This is a genomic window from Acinetobacter sp. NIPH 298, from assembly GCF_000369505.1.
Taxonomy (GTDB): domain Bacteria; phylum Pseudomonadota; class Gammaproteobacteria; order Pseudomonadales; family Moraxellaceae; genus Acinetobacter.
The window spans coordinates 696,819-716,643 of the sequence record NZ_KB850055.1 but is presented as its reverse complement, the minus strand read 5'-3'; the positions used below and the strand labels follow the sequence as shown (position 1 = coordinate 716,643).

Annotated in this window: 18 protein-coding genes; 10 read left to right on the top strand and 8 right to left on the bottom strand. The window is 40.6% G+C overall.

Annotated features, from left to right (window positions below; all coding sequences use genetic code 11):
• Nucleotides 1-198: 198 nt before the first annotated feature.
• From F903_RS08400 to F903_RS08390, 3 genes are all read right to left on the bottom strand, one after another.
• A complete protein-coding gene (locus tag F903_RS08400) occupies nt 199-1,167 on the bottom strand; it encodes a bile acid:sodium symporter family protein (RefSeq protein WP_005196235.1) in 969 nt (322 codons plus the stop codon).
• Nucleotides 1,168-1,306: 139 nt separating this feature from the next.
• Nucleotides 1,307-1,708 carry a lactoylglutathione lyase gene (gene gloA, locus F903_RS08395; protein ID WP_005196233.1) on the bottom strand — a complete coding sequence of 134 codons (402 nt, stop codon included), beginning with the start codon at nt 1,706-1,708 and terminating at the stop codon, nt 1,307-1,309.
• A gap of 2 nt (nt 1,709-1,710) precedes the next feature.
• Nucleotides 1,711-3,876 carry an AmpG family muropeptide MFS transporter gene (locus tag F903_RS08390; protein ID WP_005196230.1) on the bottom strand — a complete coding sequence of 722 codons (2,166 nt, stop codon included), beginning with the start codon at nt 3,874-3,876 and terminating at the stop codon, nt 1,711-1,713.
• A 496-nt stretch (nt 3,877-4,372) separates the two neighbouring features.
• On the opposite strand from F903_RS08390, the gene F903_RS08385 reads away from it, so the two are divergent.
• Nucleotides 4,373-7,003, top strand: coding sequence for a Lon protease family protein (locus F903_RS08385; protein ID WP_005196229.1), 2,631 nt, complete (start codon nt 4,373-4,375; stop codon nt 7,001-7,003).
• A 94-nt stretch (nt 7,004-7,097) separates the two neighbouring features.
• Here F903_RS08385 and F903_RS08380 read toward each other — a convergent pair whose 3' ends face one another.
• The 3 genes from F903_RS08380 to surE form a co-directional block, all read right to left on the bottom strand.
• The gene (locus F903_RS08380) at nt 7,098-8,027 is read right to left on the bottom strand and encodes a LysR family transcriptional regulator (RefSeq protein WP_005196227.1); all 930 of its coding nucleotides are present in this window, start codon (nt 8,025-8,027) and stop codon (nt 7,098-7,100) included.
• 129 nt (nt 8,028-8,156) lie between these two features.
• Entirely contained in the window at nt 8,157-8,990 is an 834-nt protein-coding gene (locus F903_RS08375; protein WP_005196225.1) for a peptidoglycan DD-metalloendopeptidase family protein, read from the bottom strand.
• A gap of 107 nt (nt 8,991-9,097) precedes the next feature.
• A complete protein-coding gene (surE, locus tag F903_RS08370; protein WP_034595122.1) occupies nt 9,098-9,871 on the bottom strand; it encodes a 5'/3'-nucleotidase SurE in 774 nt (257 codons plus the stop codon).
• A gap of 152 nt (nt 9,872-10,023) precedes the next feature.
• Here surE and F903_RS08365 point away from each other — a divergent pair, with 152 nt between their 5' ends.
• A complete protein-coding gene (locus tag F903_RS08365; protein ID WP_005196220.1) occupies nt 10,024-10,398 on the top strand; it encodes an MCR_0457 family protein in 375 nt (124 codons plus the stop codon).
• A gap of 160 nt (nt 10,399-10,558) precedes the next feature.
• Here the strand turns inward: F903_RS08365 and F903_RS08360 are convergent, their stop codons facing one another.
• Complete coding sequence (locus tag F903_RS08360) at nt 10,559-10,921, bottom strand: VOC family protein (protein ID WP_034595121.1); 363 nt, start codon at nt 10,919-10,921, stop codon at nt 10,559-10,561.
• A 433-nt stretch (nt 10,922-11,354) separates the two neighbouring features.
• Between F903_RS08360 and F903_RS08355 the strand changes: the two genes are divergently transcribed.
• The 8 genes from F903_RS08355 (at nt 11,355) to purB (ending at nt 18,440) form a co-directional block, all read left to right on the top strand.
• Nucleotides 11,355-11,747, top strand: a complete 393-nt coding sequence (locus tag F903_RS08355) for an MCR_0457 family protein (protein ID WP_005196217.1) — start codon at nt 11,355-11,357, stop codon at nt 11,745-11,747.
• 167 nt (nt 11,748-11,914) lie between these two features.
• On the top strand, nt 11,915-13,063 hold the full coding sequence (gene dacC / locus F903_RS08350) for a D-alanyl-D-alanine carboxypeptidase PBP5/6 (protein ID WP_005196215.1): 1,149 nt from the start codon (nt 11,915-11,917) through the stop codon (nt 13,061-13,063).
• Between the two features lie 98 nt (nt 13,064-13,161).
• Nucleotides 13,162-13,704 carry a gamma carbonic anhydrase family protein gene (locus F903_RS08345; RefSeq protein ID WP_034595120.1) on the top strand — a complete coding sequence of 181 codons (543 nt, stop codon included), beginning with the start codon at nt 13,162-13,164 and terminating at the stop codon, nt 13,702-13,704.
• A 63-nt stretch (nt 13,705-13,767) separates the two neighbouring features.
• Nucleotides 13,768-14,535: a DUF4262 domain-containing protein gene (locus tag F903_RS08340; protein ID WP_005196213.1), complete on the top strand. Its 768-nt coding sequence runs from the start codon at nt 13,768-13,770 to the stop codon at nt 14,533-14,535.
• Between the two features lie 85 nt (nt 14,536-14,620).
• Nucleotides 14,621-15,109, top strand: coding sequence for an NUDIX hydrolase (locus F903_RS08335; protein WP_034594984.1), 489 nt, complete (start codon nt 14,621-14,623; stop codon nt 15,107-15,109).
• Nucleotides 15,110-15,113: 4 nt separating this feature from the next.
• Entirely contained in the window at nt 15,114-16,247 is a 1,134-nt protein-coding gene (gene mnmA, locus F903_RS08330) for a tRNA 2-thiouridine(34) synthase MnmA (RefSeq protein WP_005196211.1), read from the top strand.
• 18 nt (nt 16,248-16,265) lie between these two features.
• Nucleotides 16,266-16,997 carry a high frequency lysogenization protein HflD gene (gene hflD / locus F903_RS08325; protein WP_004671904.1) on the top strand — a complete coding sequence of 244 codons (732 nt, stop codon included), beginning with the start codon at nt 16,266-16,268 and terminating at the stop codon, nt 16,995-16,997.
• 54 nt (nt 16,998-17,051) lie between these two features.
• On the top strand, nt 17,052-18,440 hold the full coding sequence (gene purB, locus F903_RS08320) for an adenylosuccinate lyase (RefSeq protein WP_005196210.1): 1,389 nt from the start codon (nt 17,052-17,054) through the stop codon (nt 18,438-18,440).
• A 70-nt stretch (nt 18,441-18,510) separates the two neighbouring features.
• On the opposite strand, the gene F903_RS08315 is transcribed toward purB, so the two are convergent.
• Nucleotides 18,511-19,704, bottom strand: a complete 1,194-nt coding sequence (locus tag F903_RS08315; RefSeq protein ID WP_005196209.1) for a hypothetical protein — start codon at nt 19,702-19,704, stop codon at nt 18,511-18,513.
• Between the last annotated feature and the right edge of the window lie 121 nt (nt 19,705-19,825).

Sequence of the window (19,825 nt, the reverse complement as noted above, 5' to 3'; positions counted from 1 at the left end):
GCTCGATGCTCCTAATTAGTAAGAAAGGCTTAAGCTGTTATCGCAATTGATCACTCTCAAAATGAGGAAAGCAAAGTGTTTTACACTTGCAGATCAACACCACAACAGACCATTTCTTTTGACTCACCGAGACTCTAAAGGTCAGAGCAAAGCCAACAAGTGCCGAGCATTATACGCCAACTAAATAGATTTAGCGAATTATTCTTGTCTTGTTTTCGACCAATGATTGGCAATTATCCCACAAACCATCAACTGGATTTGATGAAAGATCATAATTGGCAACACAATCATACCTAGAGGTTGTCCTATAAATAAGATTTGCGCCATAGGCACCCCACTCGCCAAAGTCTTCTTTGAACTACAGAAGAAAATTGTCGCTTGATCCGCTTGATTGAATCCTAGCCATTTCGGTACATACAAGGCTAACAACATCACAATGGTGAGCAAAACTGAGCATGCAAGTATTAAATACAATAAGGTTAAACCACTGACTTGCTGCCATAGACCAGCAACTACGGCACTGCTGAACGCCCCATAAACCACCATTAAAATAGAGCCTTGATCAAAGACCTTGACCAGACTTGGTCGTTTGAGCATTGCAGGAAAAATATAAGGGCGTAATATTTGACCTAATATAAATGGGACCAATAATAATAGTGTGATTTGAATAATTGACTGGGTTGGATCAAAACCATGTTGGCTTTGTCCAAGAATAAAATAGCTGACTAAAATAGGCGTAATAATCATACCAATGATATTGGAAAATGATGCACTACACACAGCACCTGCGACATTGCCTTTGGCCATCGAGGTAAATGCAATCGAAGATTGTACTGTTGATGGCAGAAAGCACATAAACAGAAAACCCCAATACAACTGCTGTCCCAAAAGCGGCTCTAAGATTGGTCGGGCCATGAGGCCGATTGCAGGGAAAAGTAGAAAGGTAAACGCAAAGACAAGAGCATGCATTTTCCAATGCAGCATGCCTTCAACCACAGCTTCACGCGACAACTTTGCACCGTGCAAGAAAAAAAGTATCGCGATAGCAACTGTTGTGAGAATATTAAAATAAGATGCAATCTGGCCTGAAACTGGTAAAAATGTTGCAAGTACAACCATCGCAACCAAGAGTAATGTAAAACGATCCAGTGCCAAAATTTTGAACATATCTTATTCCTACTCACCCACTAAGTACAATAAAGCCCAATACAATATTGTTGACCATTTGATCGACATATCATACTGGGCTATATAAATAATGCTAGCGCTTTTAAATGAGAAATCTTCAGCTTAAGATGAATTCAAATTAGTTATTACGTGCATTTTGATCCTGTTGAATTAACTCAATCTTATAACCATCTGGGTCTTCAACAAAAGCGATAACCGTTACACCGCCCTTCATCGGGCCTGCTTCGCGCACCACTTTTCCGCCACGCGCTTTGATGTCTTCACATGCCTTATAAGCATCTCCCACACCAATCGCGATGTGTCCATAAGCATTACCAAGCTCATAGCTCGAAGTATCCCAATTGTGAGTTAACTCAAGTACGGTATTGTTTTCTTCATCGCCATAGCCAACAAAAGCAAGGGTAAAACGCCCTTCTTCATAGTCGCGTTGGCGTAGCAATTTCATACCAAGTACCTCAGTGTAGAACTTTAAAGATTGTTCTAAATTACCTACACGTAGCATCGTATGTAACATGCGCATCGTTATTCACCTGTCTGTTGTGTTGATGGTTTTTCATGCTCGCGTAACAGCTTTGCAACCCAAACCACAAGGATTAAAATTGGAACCCCAATCAAAGTCGTCATTAAAAAGAAATTCGGGTAGCCCATATTGCTGACCATCGTGCCCGAATAGCCACCCAATAATTTCGGTGTTAATGTCATTAATGAACTAAAAATAGCATATTGAACCGCTGTAAAAGAAACACTTGTTAGGCTCGATAAGAACGCAATAAATGCTGCACCAGCCAAACCAGCAGCAAGATTATCCACCACAATCGCAAAATACAACCACAAAGAACTATACTGTTTGATGACTTTTCCCTTGATTTCGACATCTTGAGTAGACTGAGGATTAATCAGTGGTAAAGGATCAATATTCACATCAAGTTCATTTCCGACGCTGTGGTTAGTATTCGACTGATAACCATGCGATATAGATAATATCGACTGATCACCATCCAACACCGCAACATCAAGCTGCTTAGATGGTGAAGAAAGCAATTGTTTCGCTTCAATTACGGTACTAAATACACCATTTCGATCTAGTTTTGCATCAAAATTTTGACCATCCAAATCAACCACAATTTTTTGTGTCGCGGTTAATGGCTCACCAAAATACTGTCCTCTCACAACGATACTACCCGATTGTTCATGTAGAGTGATTTCATTATTACTAGTGATGGGCAACATCTGAATTTGTGGTTTTTGTGCATCTCCAACCAAATAAGGTTGTGAAATCGAGATCGGTTTTTCATGCACTTTATCGAGATAAGATGCAGTAACTTCAACTTTGTTCGCTTCACTCAAAACAGCGTGTGGCACTTGTAACTTCCAGAAACCCACTTCATCCGTTGGTACTTGATAAGACTGACTGCCGACTTGGACATGAACCTGATCTAATGGTTTTCCAGATTTTACTAAGCCAATAAAAATCAAATTGGTTGAACTTGCTAGCACTGCACCGATAAACATCAACTTCATGATATTCATTCGTTGTGCCAGCAAACCACCTAAGAAACCACCAACTAAACTAAACAAGACACCATAAACTTTAACTGCTTCAGCAATTTGCTCTTTACTAAAGTTCAAATCTTGATAGAACACATTGGAAATCACTCCTGCGATAATGTCAGAGATTCGGAAGAAGCCGATCAGCAATAACAGCACCAACGCGAGTTTCACGCCATAGCGTTTAAAGAAATCTAGAATCGGTGCAACCCATGTTTCTTTCGCCATCTGTTGATTTACAACACCCATTTTGACCAGTCCAAAACCAATCAATAAAGCACAGGCAGTGGCTGTTAAAAACCTCAACGCTTCTAAGCCAAATAATGCTGCTGTGTCTTTAATCGCTGTTGCTTGAATCAACGCCTGTGTAAGTTGACCAGAATAGATATAAGTCAGCACAAATGTGGCGACTGCGATAAAAAAGACAAACACCAAACGGTAATAATCTGTTTTCTTATAGTTTTTATAAATACGATTGACTAGTGGCTCACGTACGACCAGTGTGGTTACAATCCCGATCACCATGACAGCAGCCATGGTCAAATAGGTATATTTCCAAGCTTCGTAGATATAGTTGCCTTTAGCTGTACCCAAATAAGCAGCCAAGAATAAAGCACCTGCACCTGCAACGATCATCCCAATGCGATAGCCAGCATTATAAGTCGATGCCAATACTGTTTGCATTTCTGTTTCAGCCAACTCAATACGATATGCATCAATCACAATATCTTGAGTTGCCGCAGAGAAACCCAACAATACAGCACCTGCTGCCATTTGAATTAAATAACTTTGCCCCAGTGCAGGGTCAGAAAAAGCCATAATACAAATCGCACAAATAATGAGACATTGTGCAATCAACAGCCAAGCACGGCGACGACCTAATGTTTTGGTCAAAAATGGAACTGGCAACTCATCAATCAATGGCGCCCAAACAAATTTAAATGAGTAGCCCAATGCCGCCCAACTAAAAAAAGTCACCGCAGTTTTATCAATACCCGCCTCTCCTAGCCATAAAGATAAGCTAGAAAAAATTAAAAGGATCGGTATACCTGCTGAAAAACCAAGAAAAAACATAATCAGCGCACGGCGATCTAAAAATGCTTTAAATGCAGCCGCCCAACCAGAGGCTTGAGTCGTCATTGCTTATTATTTTCCAAAATGTTCAAATGTGCCTATTCAATCGTTTCTTGCCTCAGCTTGCAAGTTGCTTTATGCAATAATTAGGGTCTGTTGATATTTCAGCTATGCATTGCGTTATCGGCTAAAACCACTCAAACAAGGCATGAAACGTAGGCAATGGCAACTCCCTTGTCAAGTTTCATAACGAAGTTTGAGGCAGTTCTAGCCATAACCCTGAGCAAGATCAAAGCACTGCTTTGATCGCAGAGCAAGGCGAAGCTCGAGGACATGGACATTTTTTGCCGTTACTGCGTTATGCTTCGCTTATTTAGAATGACTAAATTTCACAAAACATGCCTTGTACCGCCTAAAAAATGTCCTCTGTCGCAAGCATCTGTGAAATGTCAACAGACCCTATTCTGTTTTGTCGATAAAAAACACAAGTTCGCTTGATCTTTAGACCCAAAACTGTATACCTTTAATTACTTAACTTTCGTTTCTTTGTTGGATAGCAATAGTGACCCAAAAACTCGACCAAATGACTGCAACAACTTTATCTCTAACACCAACAAACACGATTAAAGCAAATACCAATATTTTTCCAAATGCTTTTGAACAACCCGACATACAACCAACACTGACAAATACAGCTTTGCGCGCTGACCAACTAACGCATATTCCAGATTTAGCCAAAATCCCAAGCTCGACTAAACGCATAAAACCGCTGAATAACTTTTTAGGTCAAGATCGCGCGCGTGCTTCAGTTGAGGCTGGGATTTCACTCCCTTATTCGGGTTATAACATTTTTGCAGTGGGCACAGCAGGACTGGGTAAACGTACCATGATTAAACGTTTACTACAGCAACACGCCAAAACCATGCCGACTCCTGATGATTGGGTCTATGTTAATAATTTCAAAAACCCAAGACAGCCGCTTGCTTTGCGTTTTCCTGCGGGTCAAGGTACAAAGTTCCAAAATGCACTACAACAAGCATGGCAAATCAGCTTAAAGCAATTGGAACGTCGCTTTAGCGCAGAAAGTTATCACAATCGTATTGAGCGCATCCGCCAAGACACAGGTGAGGTACAACAACAGGCATTGGTTGAACTCACCAAAGAAGGTGAAGAACTCGATTTAAAGCTCATTTCTCGTAATGACAAACATGTCTTTATTCCGATGTTACTCAAGAATGATGAATATCACGAGTTAACTCAAGATGACCTAAACACACTCACTAGCCAAGAACGAGCTGATATCAAATCAAATCTCCGCTATATGGAGAAAAAATTAGACCGTTTAGGTCTACATTTAGGTGATTTAGAAGATGATGCGCGAGATCAAGTTTCGACTTTAAATCGTGATATTGCAACACAAGTGGTGATGCCACGGATCAACCAGATTCTAAGCCGACATAAAGAGGTCGAACATCTCGAACAATATTTAAAACAATATGCTGATGACATTATTAATAATGTTGAGCTTATTTTAGAACAAGAGGAAGATGATTTTACCCCTGCTTTATTCAATCGCGTGCCAGCGCGCTATCAAGCAAATGTAATTACATCAAACAAGCCAAACAGTGGTGCGCCTGTCATTTTTGAAGACTTCCCAACCCATTATAATTTATTGGGTCATGTCGAACAGTTAACCCATAATGGCACCATTACCACAGATTTCACTTTAATTCGTCCTGGCTCACTACATCGCGCCAATGGTGGTTTTCTATTACTCGAAGCTGAGCATTTACTTGAACAACCTTATGCATGGCAAGGTTTAAAACGTGCCTTAAAATCAGGAAAACTCAAGCTTTCGTCTTTGGAACACATGCTGACTTTAACGGGTAGCATTTCGATTGAACCCGCGGCAGTTCCTTTAGATATTAAAGTGGTTTTATTGGCAGAACCTGAAATTTATTATGAAATTTTAGAAATAGAGCCTGAGCTTGGTAGTGTCTTTAAGATTCGTGCTGACTTCACCGATACATTACAACGTAATGACAGTAACGAACAGGCTTACATGCAATTGATCGCCGACTATGTTCAAGCAGATAAGCTATTGCCCTTTGATCGTTCTGCGTTGGCCGCATTGTTGACAGACTCTAGTCGCCAAGCTGAAGATCAAAGCTCCTTGTCATTACATGCTTCAACACTTGGTGATCTCATTCGAGAAGCCCATCACCATGCCTTTAAAGCGGATGACAAGCTAGTCACCAATCATCACGTCAATCAAGCCCTGCATCATCGCCAATATCGCTTGGGCTATCTCCGTGAGCTGTACTGGCAAGATTTATCGCGTGGCACGCAATTGATCGAAACCTCAGGACATCGTCTAGGTCAAATCAATGCCCTCTCCGTAATTCACTACGCTGATGTTGAATTTGGCTTGCCTTCTCGCCTCACTGCTTCAGTTTACCAAGGTGGCGGCGATATTCTGGATATTGAACGTAGCGTAGAGTTAGGTGGCTCACTTCATGCCAAAGGTGTGTTGCTAATGTCTAGTTTCCTCAAAGCACATTTTGGGCGTGAGCAAATTCTACATTTCTCTGCCGCACTCGCTTTTGAACAAAGCTATGGACAAGTCGATGGTGACAGTGCCACCGTTGCGGAATTGTCAGCTTTAATCTCGGCGATCTGCCAGATCCCAATTGATCAATCTTGGGCAATTACAGGGTCGATGAACCAACTTGGCCAAGTTCAACCCATTGGTGGTGTCAATGCCAAAATTGAAGGCTTCTATGATGCATGTAAGTTGCAAGGTCTAACTGGCAAACAAGGGGTGATTATTCCACGCCAAAACATGCAACATCTGATGCTACGTCAAGACGTAAGTGAGGCTGTTCAAGCGGGTCAATTCCATGTACATGCGATTGATACCATTGATCAAGCCTTAGAGATCTTAATGGCGCGCCCAGTGGGGACATTAGACAAGAAAGGCAGATATAGTAAAAACTCCATCTATGCTGCCGTAATGGAACAACTGGAATATTGGCAAGCGATCGAAGATGGTGATGCCGTTGAGGATGAAACACCAAAGAAAAAGAAAAAGCGAAAAAAAAGCAAGAAAGACACCAGTACAACTAAAGCATCTGAGGAGGTTTTAGCCGAGACTAAAACCCTTAAATCCTTCGCTAAAAAGCGATGTAAATAAAGAAAAAGCCATGTTCCCTTGAGGAGCATGGCTTTTTAAATCTCGAATCGATTAGGGTCTATGAAATGTCAACAGACCCTAAATATAAACAGCCTTAAGCAACACCCTGTAAGGAACGTCCACCTGGCAATTGGGCAAAATATTGTTTAAGTGCATCAATACAACGATGTACTTTTACTGGATATTGTTCCCGCTTGGATGTGAGTGCTTGTAAGGTATAAACAGGTAGTTGCCAATCTGGTAGGACTTCAACCAATGAACCGCTGATCAGTTCTTTTTGAACATCCATATATAAAATACGCGCGATCCCAAGCCCCTGTTGACACAGTGATTTCGCGACAAAAACATTATTTGTACCTAAACGTGTTTTCATATCAACATTCACGACATCACCACTTAAACCATGACGAAATGAAAAGTGCTGAAAGTTTTGCATCAAAGTGATGGGCAATAATTCATGATGACATAAATCTTGCGGATGAGTAATTGAAGATGCTTGGTTCAAATAACTAGGTGATGCAACTAAAACCTGATCGACACGCGCTAAAGGAACAATCGTTAGTTGAGGATCATCGACTTTTAAACTCATACGTATCGCAATATCAATACGTTCTTCAATCAAATCAATATAGCGATGGTCTGCTTCAAAATGAACAGCTAGACCCTTATGCGCTGACATCCAATGAGAAAGTGCTGGAACGACATGTAATGCACCTAGCTCAGGCGTAGTTGCAATACGTAAATCGCCGACCAAATCATCACGCAACTCATTGATTCTAATTTTGCCACGCTCAGCCGCAGCCAACATTTCTTGGCAACTAAAAAAGAATGCCTGTCCAGCCTCTGTAAGACTGAGTTTTCGTGTTGAGCGATGAAGTAATGTGACATCCATTTCTTGTTCTAATGAACGAATTTGTTGACTGACCGCACTTGTTGTTATTCCTAAATCCCGGGCGGCTCCGCTAAAAGAGCTTTTCTCTACAACACAAGCAAAAACCCCCATTGCACGCAATTGATCTAACATAAACTTCCCTCTCAATTTATTAATATGCTTATTGTTCTAATAAAAGCAAACATAATAAGTATACAGAGAAGTCTATTGTTAGACTAGAGATTATTAACAATTTGTTGAGGGTTTGTTTACGTTATGAAACTAGTTAGGGAGTACTGTTGCTGGGTTAACTGGCTTACCATCCAACCGTACTTGGAACTCCAACATGACACGTGATGCCCCAGAAGAACCCATCTCTGCAATTTTTTGTCCAGCAGTCACATTGTCGCCGCTCTTGACCAACATTTTGCTGTTGTGGGCGTAGGCAGTAATATATCCATCAACATGTTTAACCAAGACCAAATTACCATATTCTTTCAAGCCATCCGCAGCATAGACCACTTGACCATTTGCAGCAGCAAAGATTGGATCGCCTACATTGCCACCGTAACGTGTGCCTTTTACATTACTTGCCAAATTAAAAGTTTGAATAATTGGGCCATTTGATGGTTTAACCCAACGTAAGCCAGAGGCTAAAGTAGATGGAGGGTTGACAGGCACGACTGGAACAACAGGTCGTTGGGTCGGTGGTGTAACTGTTTGGGTTGGTGGGGTAACAGGTCGTTGGGTAGGTAAATTGACACTTTGACGCTGAATCGGAGCTGTTTGCGCCATTGCTTGCGTCGATGTAGTCCGCTGCGCGGCTGAACCTTTCAAGCGCAATGATTGGTTGACATAAATTCGATATGGCGGCGCAATATCATTGAGCGCAGCAATATCTAAATAATTCATGCCATAACGATTTGCGATACCACTCAAAGTATCACCAGAGCGAACAGTATAATAGTTGGGTGCGTGTGTATAACTTGCACCACCGCTCACCTGTGGTTTAGATGCACAACCTGTTACAACAGCCGCTGTTGCAACCGCCATAGACAATACGATTGTTTTGATCATTTTTTGTGATTGAAAAATCGAGACATGGTTTAAGTGCATCTTCGCCCTCATCGAAAAATCCTTAATCTATTTGCGCCCTAGAGTACCAAAAAAGTGAGAAAAAACGAGCATTCACGCACGATCTTCACAAAGTTATAACATTCAAGTTATTTACCATTCACATGATTATGCAAATTGTCTAACACTGTGTAATTGGTTGCATCCATTTGAATAGGTGTGACACTGACATATCCACTTGAAACAGCAAAGAAGTCTGACTGAATCTGACTCGAAGCTTGTTGAGGATCAGTTACTGCCTCACCTGCAAGACCGATCCAATAGACTTGACGCCCTCGTGGGTCAACATGACTACTAATCGGTTTAGACTGCGCCCTGCGCCCTTGATAGGTGATTTGAGTCCCTTTGATCAGTTCAACATCAGGAATATTAATATTGAAAATATGACGTGGTGGTAAAATTGGCAAGCCTTGAGCAATAAAATCATGCACCCACTGTGCTGCTTGTGCATATTGTTGAGGGTGGTCGTATGCGCGTACATTTGCTCCTGCGAGTGATACCGCAATAGCAGGATGCTTCATTAATCGCCCTTCAAACGCTGCGCCCACAGTGCCTGAATATAAAACATCATCACCCAAATTCGCTCCATTATTGATACCACTAACCACAAGATCAAATTCGAAATCAAAAAGCCCATTGGTCGATAAATAAACACAATCCGCAGGTGTGCCATTTACCGCCCAAACATCTTCGGAAATTTGAATAGGACGTAAAGGACGATCTAAGGTTAATGCACTTGAGTAACCACTCCGCTCACTTTCAGGGGCAACCACAACAACTCGGCCCAAAGGTTTTAATGCTAAAGCCAAAGCTTGGAGCCCAGGTGCGAATACACCATCATCATTTGCAATTAAAATATTCACTAAAATCCAGTCTCTCTCATTCGCGCTTGCTGCTACTTCAACCATGTATTGATAGCATGTCAATAGCCCGTCTACTACACAGTTTTTTCAATTGAATTATTCATTGAATTATATATATTTATTACTTCATAGTATTAGAAATTTATACAATCATGAGACATTTATCTAAATTTATTCGAGTTTTTGGGGTTGCTTTCTCACTTTTAACAGCGCAAGCAATTTATGCAAATGAAGCGGTTTCAGTTCAAGAAGCAAATGCATTGATCAAAGATGATATCGCCAATGCGCAAGTGCTGATCGAAATGTGTCCAAAATTGATCGGTAAAAATGCCCAGTTCGACCAGAACATTAAAACCATCATAGCGTCTTATTTAAGTGGCTATTCTGACAAATCAGCTTCACTTGAAAGCTTGCAGCAAGATGCCGAGTTCAAAGATTTGTTAAAAGACGCACGAGAAGCGACAAAAGAAGTTGACCGAGCTGAGCAAAAGACAGTGTGCCAAGAAGTCGTAGATTTTGAAGCGTAATTAAAAAAATCGTCTATTTGTGGTTTTAAATATTAAACTTCTTTCATACATCCCTTTTGTTTCACCTCATAGGAGAAATACAAAAGGGCAAATAATGATGATAGAGGTCGATTTAAAACCACATTTAGTTCAACTCTGGCAACTTAAAAATACAATGAAATTACCAAGCATCTGGCTCACGAACCATATGGATAATGTTGGCTGGATTTGTAATCCATCCCCCTCGAAAGCCCTCTGGCAATGGTTCAATTGCATCGCAACGAACAACACCAGCATCACTAAGATGTTTAGCCGCCTTAGCAAAATCATCCGTAAATAATTCGAGCCAAATCTCGGCTTGGCTCATCTCTGGCGCGATATCAATCCACAATTTGACTGGACCGAATTCGAAGCCTACGTCCGCTCCCTTTTCTGTAATTTGCTTTAGACCGATAACATCACGATAAAAAGCAACAGTCGCTTCGAATTGATGTGGTGGTAGCTTCAATGCGATATCAATACCGCCCTCAAATTTGGTCGTCATACCCTGCTCCTTATCAAGTAGCACTCCTGTGATCCCTAACAGGCTTTCGTAGCTACTAGACTCAAAGTCTGCTGCTGTGAAAAACGAAGCTTGCGCAGAGTGACCACAACGCCACATATTTATTATTTAGATTGCTCATCGGCTGAAACATTCTGAAAAGTTAGTCTCATCAGACGTGATATTTTGATTGTTTTTTAATCATGTCGTAGAATAAATCGCAAGTCAAGCCAAGACCAAAAGCAACTCAACCTAGCGATTAAACTCTTTAATTTTCGAAGATGAATCAATTATTAAAGTGCCGCAGCGGTTTAACAAACCGAGTCTTTAAAACCACATTTCCTCCACTTTCCCTACAGCAAATATACAATTTTATTTTTCTTCTATGCTATAAGTTATTCAAATTGTTTAAGTCTTAATTTGAGTTTGGTTTGTTATGAAGAAAAATGTTTTTAAAACACTAGGTTTATCATTGCTTATTGCCTCAAGTGCTTTAACACCAGTTGCATATGCAGCAAATGCAAAACATGAGTCAGAAAACATTGAAGTGACTCCTATGTCGCAAACAACAACGCAAGAAGAGTTAGCTGCAATTTATGTGCTTTCTGAAATTTGTCCAAGTTTAATTGACGAAGATAAGAAGTTTACACAAGGCTACGAACGCTTGGTCAAAGAATATTTACCAAAAGAATCTAAAGCCGTTGACGCCCTAAATAAACGTGCGAAAGCAAAAGATTTCCAAAAATTCCTCGTCGAAGCGCGTAAAGATGCCAAAGCTGCCGCGGATGAAAAGAATCGTCAAATTTGCGAAGATGTTCGAAATTATTAATTCAAAATAACCGCATCAACGTATCAGTAATGAGCAAATAAAAGTCCCCGATATGTATTAGTTACAATACTGTATGAAAAAGCCGACTTCCCCCATAGAAGTCGGCTTTGCTTTATCCTAAAATGCTAGGCTCATCCGTACCATACAAGATATTGGAACCACCTAGAATGACTAGAAAAAGCGCTATTGCTGCATTACTACTTTTGCCAAGCTTTTCATATGCAGCAACTGTCCTATCTGCTCCACCAGAATTAAATAATAAATCCTATGTATTAATGGATTATGAAACAGGTCAGATCCTCGCTGCAAAAAATGAAAATGAAAAACTTGCGCCTGCCTCGATGACCAAAATGATGACCAGTTTCATCATTGAACAAAAATTACTACAAGGCAAACTGACCGAAGAAGAACAAGTCCGCATGAACGAATCGGCGTGGTGCCGTGGTAGTAGCGCCGAGTCATGTATGTATGTCCCATTAAATGGTTCTGCAACTGTGCTTGAAATGCTGCGTGGCATCATTGTTCAATCTGGTAACGATGCATCAAAAGCAATGGCTGAACATATCGCGGGCAATGAAGGTACATTTGCTCATATGATGAACCAAGAAGCTAAACGTCTTGGTATGACCAATACCAACTTTATCAACTCAACAGGTATGCCTGCTGAAGGTCATTACTCGACTGCAAAAGATATGGCGATCTTGGCGCAACATATCATCAAGGACAGCTCAAAATACTATCCGATTTATTCAGAAAAAGAGTTTACCTATAACGGTATTAAACAAGGTAACCGTAATGCGCTGCTTTACACTGACCCAAGTGTAGATGGTTTAAAAACAGGTCATACCAATGAAGCAGGATTCTGTTTAACCACCTCAAGTAAACGTGGTCCAATGCGTTTGATTTCAGTGATCTTCGGCACACCAAGCATGAACGAACGTGCCAATCAAACTCGTGCGCTCCTTTCTTGGGGCTTTGCAAACTTTGAAACTGCAAATGTGCAGCCTGCTAACCAAGCCATTGCCAAAGCAAAAGTTTGGTTTGGTAAAGAAGATGACGTTCAAATTGGCTTAGCTGAAAACTTCAATGTCACCATGCCAAAAGGACAAGCTGATAAAATCAAAACTCAGCTCGTGGTACAACCACAACTCAATGCACCTCTGGCTCAGGGTCAAGTCATTGGAAAGTTGGTTGCTAGCCTTGATGGTAAAGTCATTGCTGAAAAACCACTTGTTGCGTTAAAACCGATCGAAGAAGCAGGTTTCTTTGCACGTATGATTGATCATATTAAATTATTCTTCGGTAACTTATTCTAAATCCTGATTTTTTAAATAAGCGAATTAAGCACTCTGACTATTTAGTTTGAGTGCTTTTTTATTTTATAATTCCGCTATCTTTTATGTTGACACTCCTTATGACCAAGAACATTCGCGCTTATTTAGACCAAACACCTGATATTGATTCAAGCTGTTATATTGATGACATGTCTGTCGTGATTGGTGATGTCAAATTAGCTGAGAATGTTTCAGTATGGCCATTTGCCGTGATTCGTGGCGATGTGAACTCGATTCAGATTGGCAAAAACAGTAATGTGCAAGATCATTGTATGTTGCATGTCAGCCATAAAAACCAATCTAAACCAAACGGTTCTCCTTTGGTGATTGGTGAAGATGTGACTGTTGGACATCATGTGACTTTACATGGCTGTACCATTGGTAATCGCGTCTTAATCGGCATCAATACCGTGGTGTTAGATGACGTGATTATTGAAGATGATGTGATGATCGGTGCAGGTAGTTTAGTTCCACCCCGTAAAGTCTTAAAAAGTGGTTATTTGTATGTCGGTAGTCCAGTACAGCAAGTCCGCCCTCTCACAGATAAAGAAAAAGCATTTTTACCTTATTCGGCGCAAAACTATGTGAAAGTGAAGGATAATTATAGGAATAGCGAAGCTTAACTTCATTATTTTTCACTTACGTCCTTTATATAATCAAAAATAATAAACTTTTAGAGATATCCAATGAACACTAATCATCCACATGATTGCCCTACTCCAAATGAACTAATTAATAAAACTAAACTCAATATTGAAAAATATGGACTGCAAGTAGTAGGAATTAGTGAGACAGACTATTTACCTTCTTTTAGTTATAGTGTCGGTTTATATGAGAGCTATCAGCATCCTGAAATTATATGCTTTGGATTACCAACTAACTTAGCTCATATTATTATTAATGATATAGCTGATCTGATCAAAAACGGCGAAAAGATAAAATCTTATAATCATTATGAAAACATCTTCAAAGATAGCCGTGCTGAGTTTTTACCAGTAGATCTCAGAAATATTGAGGATTATTTTGGTGCTGCTTTAAATTATTACCAACACAACAACTTTTCCGCTTTGCAGGTGGTTTGGACAGATCGCAATGATAAATTTCCTTGGGAAGATGGGGTTGAAGAAAAATTTATTTATGATCAACCACTCTTAGATCGAAATGCTGATTTTAAATTCAGAGAAGCTAAAAAATTAGGAGTTTTTACAACTAGACAATGGTTAGAGCATAACCAACCTATTTTAAGAGTTATTCATGATACTGATGGCGATTGGCAATTTTTAACAGACGACCAAGAACCCGATGATATTCGTTTAGTTGCCTTGGAACAGATGATATTAGGAGACCAAACTTTGAATGAGGTTTTCAATCTCGACTACAATCAAGCTGCCGAAAGAAGTTTTATTGGTGATTCATGGGAAAGACTAAATCTTGAAGAATATGAAGATATGTAAGACAACTATGTTGCCAACAAATCTCACCATAGCCAAAAACTCTCAAATTTTGTAGAATACATTTTTTAAAATCATGGTGCTTTCTATGACCGCTTGGACACCTCATGTCACAGTCGCCACTGTAGTCGAAAAAGACGGACGTTTTTTGTTTGTCGAAGAACACAGCGAGGGCTATGCACATACCGTGTTTAATCAACCTGCTGGTCATATTGAATGTGATGAAACCATTATCCAAGCAGCAATTCGTGAGACCTTAGAAGAAACAGGTCATCATGTGGAAATAGATCACTTGCTCGGTATTTATACCTATACGCCACCGATGTTTCCTGATCGTACCTATTACCGTTTTTGCTTCTTGGCACATGTCACTTCAGTTGAAGAAAATGCGCAACTCGATACAGGCATCGTTGCTGCGGTATGGATGAATGTAGATGAACTACAAGAATCAGCACGTGCGCGTAGCCCATTGGTTTTAAAAGCTGTTCAAGATGCCCTCGCTGGCAAAAAATATCCTTTATCGCTTATTTATGAGCACCCTTTCTCTCCCTCATTAACCCCTCATTTGGATGCTTAATCCTATGCAACAACGTGTCATCGTCGGTATGTCTGGTGGTGTAGATTCCTCTGTTTCTGCCGCGCTTTTACTTCAACAAGGATATCAAGTTGAAGGTCTTTTCATGAAGAATTGGGAAGAAGATGATGGTACGGAATATTGCACAGCACTAGAAGACTTGGCTGATGCTCAAGCCGTTGCAGATAAGATTGGGATCAAACTACATACCGCGAACTTTGCGATGGAGTATTGGGATCGTGTGTTTGAGCACTTCTTAGCAGAATATGCGGCTGGACGTACGCCCAACCCAGATATTCTCTGTAATAAAGAAATTAAATTCCGTGCTTTCCTCGATCACGCGATGACTCTTGGCGCAGATTTTATTGCAACTGGTCACTATGCGCGTCGTGGTGCAACGATGCAAAACTCACGTGGTGAAACGTATGCACCGTTATTACGTGGTGTAGATAATAATAAAGATCAGACCTATTTTCTCCATGCAGTTCATGGTCGTGAAATTAATAAAACCTTGTTCCCTGTCGGTGAAATTGAAAAACCTCAGGTACGCAAAATCGCAGAAGAATTTGATCTCGCTACAGCCAAGAAAAAAGATTCAACAGGGATCTGTTTTATTGGTGAGCGTCGTTTTAGTGATTTCTTAAAACAATACCTCCCTGCTCAAGCTGGAAAAATTGTTTTAGACAATGGTAAAGAAGTTGGTGAACATCACGGCTTAATGTACTATACGCTGGGTCAGCGCGGTGGTATCGGGATTGGTGGTATGAAGGGTGCACAAGAAGGTGCATGGTTCGTATTACACAAAGATATTGCCAATAATCGACTGGTGATTGGACAGGGACACGAACATCCACTCATGCAAAGTACACAACTTTGGAGTGAGTCGATTGATTGGGTTGCTGGCGAACAGGAAATTCCGAGCACAGGTTTCCGATGTACTGCTAAAACACGTTATCGTCAGTCGGATCAAGCATGTACAATTTACCGCGATGAACAGACAGAAAATGGAATTCGTGTTGAATTTGATGAACCACAAAGAGCCGTTACTCCTGGGCAAAGTGTGGTGTTTTATTCAGGAGAGGTCTGCTTAGGCGGTGGTGTTATTCACCATACCAATGCACCTCAGCCAGATTTTATTTAAGGACATTGGAAGCGAAGCATGGCGGAGTTCCCCTTTCAGCCCACTCAAGCGTTGAATGTTAGACAAAACCGTGCTTTGGCATTGGCGGCTGTCTTTCAGGCAACTCAGCTTACGCATATGACGGCGATGGCAGGTCAACAAAGTATTGGTGACAGTGGTAATTTCTATTTAGAACTACTGATCAAAGCCAGTTTAAATATTCGTCCCGCCAGTAATAGTGCAACACAGACCTTAGATTTTTTTAATCAACTCGCTGATATTTCATTGGGCTTAAAAACCCTAGAAGGCTGTATTACTCAGCCTTTTAATACCGCGCCTAAATCAAGAGTTCCTAAACTGGGCACTGCCAAACTTCCAATGTCTTATGCAATGGCACTATTGCAGTTAGAAAAGAAAGTTTATAGCAATCCAGAATATGTAAAAATCATTGAGAAAGCACAACAAAAAATCTTAAAACAGTTGTCTTTTTTCGATAATAACTATTTACACCCAAGTATTATTGCCAGTTTAGCGCAAACTTATGTTGAAACTGCGGGTCAAATTAATCCACGCATTTTAGTCCGTGGCAATGCTGAAGCCTTCAAAGATATGAACCATACCAATCGCATTCGAGCTTGCCTGTTTACGGGCATACAGCTTGCCCATTTATGGCGACAACTCGGTGGCAGTTCATGGGGTATGATTTTTAGCAAACGTAAGTTATTGCACGATATTCAAGCTCTCGCTCGTTTGCAGTATCAGGTGGTTTAAACCGATGCTACAACGAATTTATTTTTATGTTTATTCCAAGATTAAGGAATCTGTATGAATGCTTTAACCGCACTCTCACCACTTGATGGACGTTATGCAAGCAAATGCGATGCACTACGCCCTTTTTTGTCTGAGTTTGGTTTAATCCACGCTCGTGTCACAGTTGAAGTGCGTTGGTTACAAGCACTGGCAAATCGTGCAGAAATCATCGAAGTTCCAGCATTCTCTGCTGAAACCAATGCCGCTTTAGATGCGATTGTTGCGGACTTCTCAGAGCAAGATGCCAACCGCATTAAAGAGATCGAACGCACCACCAATCACGATGTAAAAGCAGTTGAATATTTCCTTAAAGAAAAAATTGCGAACATTGATGAACTCAAAAATGCAGGTGAATTTATTCACTTTGCATGTACATCAGAAGACATCAACAACTTGTCACATGCATTGATGCTTAAAAATGGTCGTGAAGTTTTAGTTTCAAGTATGAAGCAACTGCTCAATGCGATTTCAGCTTTGGCAACCACACATGCTGAACAACCGATGTTGTCTCGTACTCATGGTCAAACCGCTAGCCCAACTACATTGGGTAAAGAAATGGCAAACGTTGCCTATCGTTTAGCACGTCAGATCAAGCAATTTGAAAATGTTGAATTACTTGGCAAGATCAATGGCGCAGTGGGTAACTACAATGCTCACCTTTCTGCTTATCCAGAAATTGACTGGGCAGCGCATGCACAAGCATTCGTTGAGTCTTTAGGTTTAGCATTTAACCCATACACCACGCAAATTGAGCCACATGACTATATGGCTGAATTGTTTGATGCATTACGTCGTTATAACACCATCTTGATCGACTTTAACCGTGACGTTTGGGGTTATATCTCGCTTGGTTACTTCAAACAGAAGTTAAAAGATGGCGAAGTGGGTTCTTCGACTATGCCACACAAAGTGAATCCAATTGACTTTGAAAACTCTGAAGGTAACTTAGGTATTGCCAATGCAGTGTTGGGTCACCTCGGTGAAAAACTTCCTGTTTCTCGTTGGCAGCGTGACTTAACTGACTCAACTGTACTCCGTAACATGGGTGTTGGTTTTGCACAAAGCTTGATTGCTTTTGATGCATGCCTAAAAGGCGTTGGTAAACTTGAGCTGAATGCACAACGTATTAATGAAGATCTAGACCAAGCTCAAGAAGTACTGGCTGAGCCAATTCAAACCGTTATGCGTCGTTATAACGTTGAAAAACCATACGAGAAATTAAAAGCATTGACGCGTGGTCAAGCAATGACACGCGACATGATGGTGAACTTCGTGAATGGTGATGAACTATTACAAGTTCCAGCAGATGAACGCGCGCGTTTAGCAGAGCTTACACCTGCGACATATACAGGTAATGCGGCTGAACAAGCAAAACAAATCAACGATTTGATTAACAAAATCTAAGCTTTTCAGAAAACAAAAAAGCAAAGCTTCGGCTTTGCTTTTTTTATTTGTGATCAAAATTTATGAAGACTTAAAAACTAAATCCAATATTCAAATTAATACGATAGAGCCACTTGTCACTATTTGGAGAGACGGTTGAAGTAAAGCCTGTGGCATTGGTTGCACCACCAATGATATTGGCGTTTTTGCCCCATGTGTAGTCAGTCCATACCATAAACGGCGAAGCAATAAACATCATGCCTGTTGTATTCATTTGCGAATCAGACCAATCATCGCGTTTTTTGTCTAAGTAACTATAATCATTGTAAAAACGGATCGCTTTGAGTTTCCCCATGTCTTGCACAGGCAAAGTATAAGCAAGGTTTAAACTGGCAATCGTTCCTTCAGAAGCAATAAAGTAGGCAGGTGTAAACCCATTCGCGCCCATCAAGGTCATATCGCTATTTACACCGTCAGGATTTTTCGCATCATACTGATAATGAATCACCGAACTTTGTAAATTGAAACGCTTGTAGTTGTTGTTACTATGCAGACCTACTGCGTAATACTTACCATTGTCATCGGTGATTTTATTGTGCAACTGTGCAATCGCCCCTGATACGCCAAACTCTTGTTTACCGAATTCCGTCTCTAACTTGCGTACAATCCGTGTATTCACCTGATGACGTTTTTCATTTTGATAGGCTTGCTGTGTTGGAAACGCATTTTCAGCCAAATCATCATAAGTGGCACTTTCAGGTGAGTATCGTAAATTGGTTGCGAGCATTTCAGGATAATAGCCGAGCCTCATATCCCAGTCTTTATTCTGAAAATTCCAATTCAAGCCGGGTGCGATATTATTTCCATATCCTAAGAAAAATGGAATGTGGTAAGTCCAACCATTTTGTGGATAAGGATAAATTGCAAAGGGTTTATAGACCAAACCAGCCTCGATGCTGTGATTCTCATTAAGGTTATAACCGACATAGGCTTTCTCAATTGAGCGTTTGCCTTGATCTTGGAAAAGATAACTCGCATTAAAATAGGCGTCGTCAAATTTACCTTTCAGATCAATTCTGAAAATATCAAAATAGAGTTTCCCAAAACCACCGTTTGGCCCTTCCCAATTTTCATAGCGTTGATTGAGTCGAACCACGCCACCCAATTTTACAGAATCCGTTCCGTCTTCACTTTTCCATTCTAATGCTGAGCTTTGTGCAAATACATTGGTGGTCGTACCCAAAGACAATGCAGCAAACATCGCAATAATAAATGTCTTATTCATATCATATTCCTTCGCTTTTGTTCCAACGATCCTGTTGGCCTGTTTTTTGTTTTACCTGTAAAACATGGTTTTCACCTTATTGTAGGCAAAAAAATTTGCCTACAACTTATCTCGACATTCG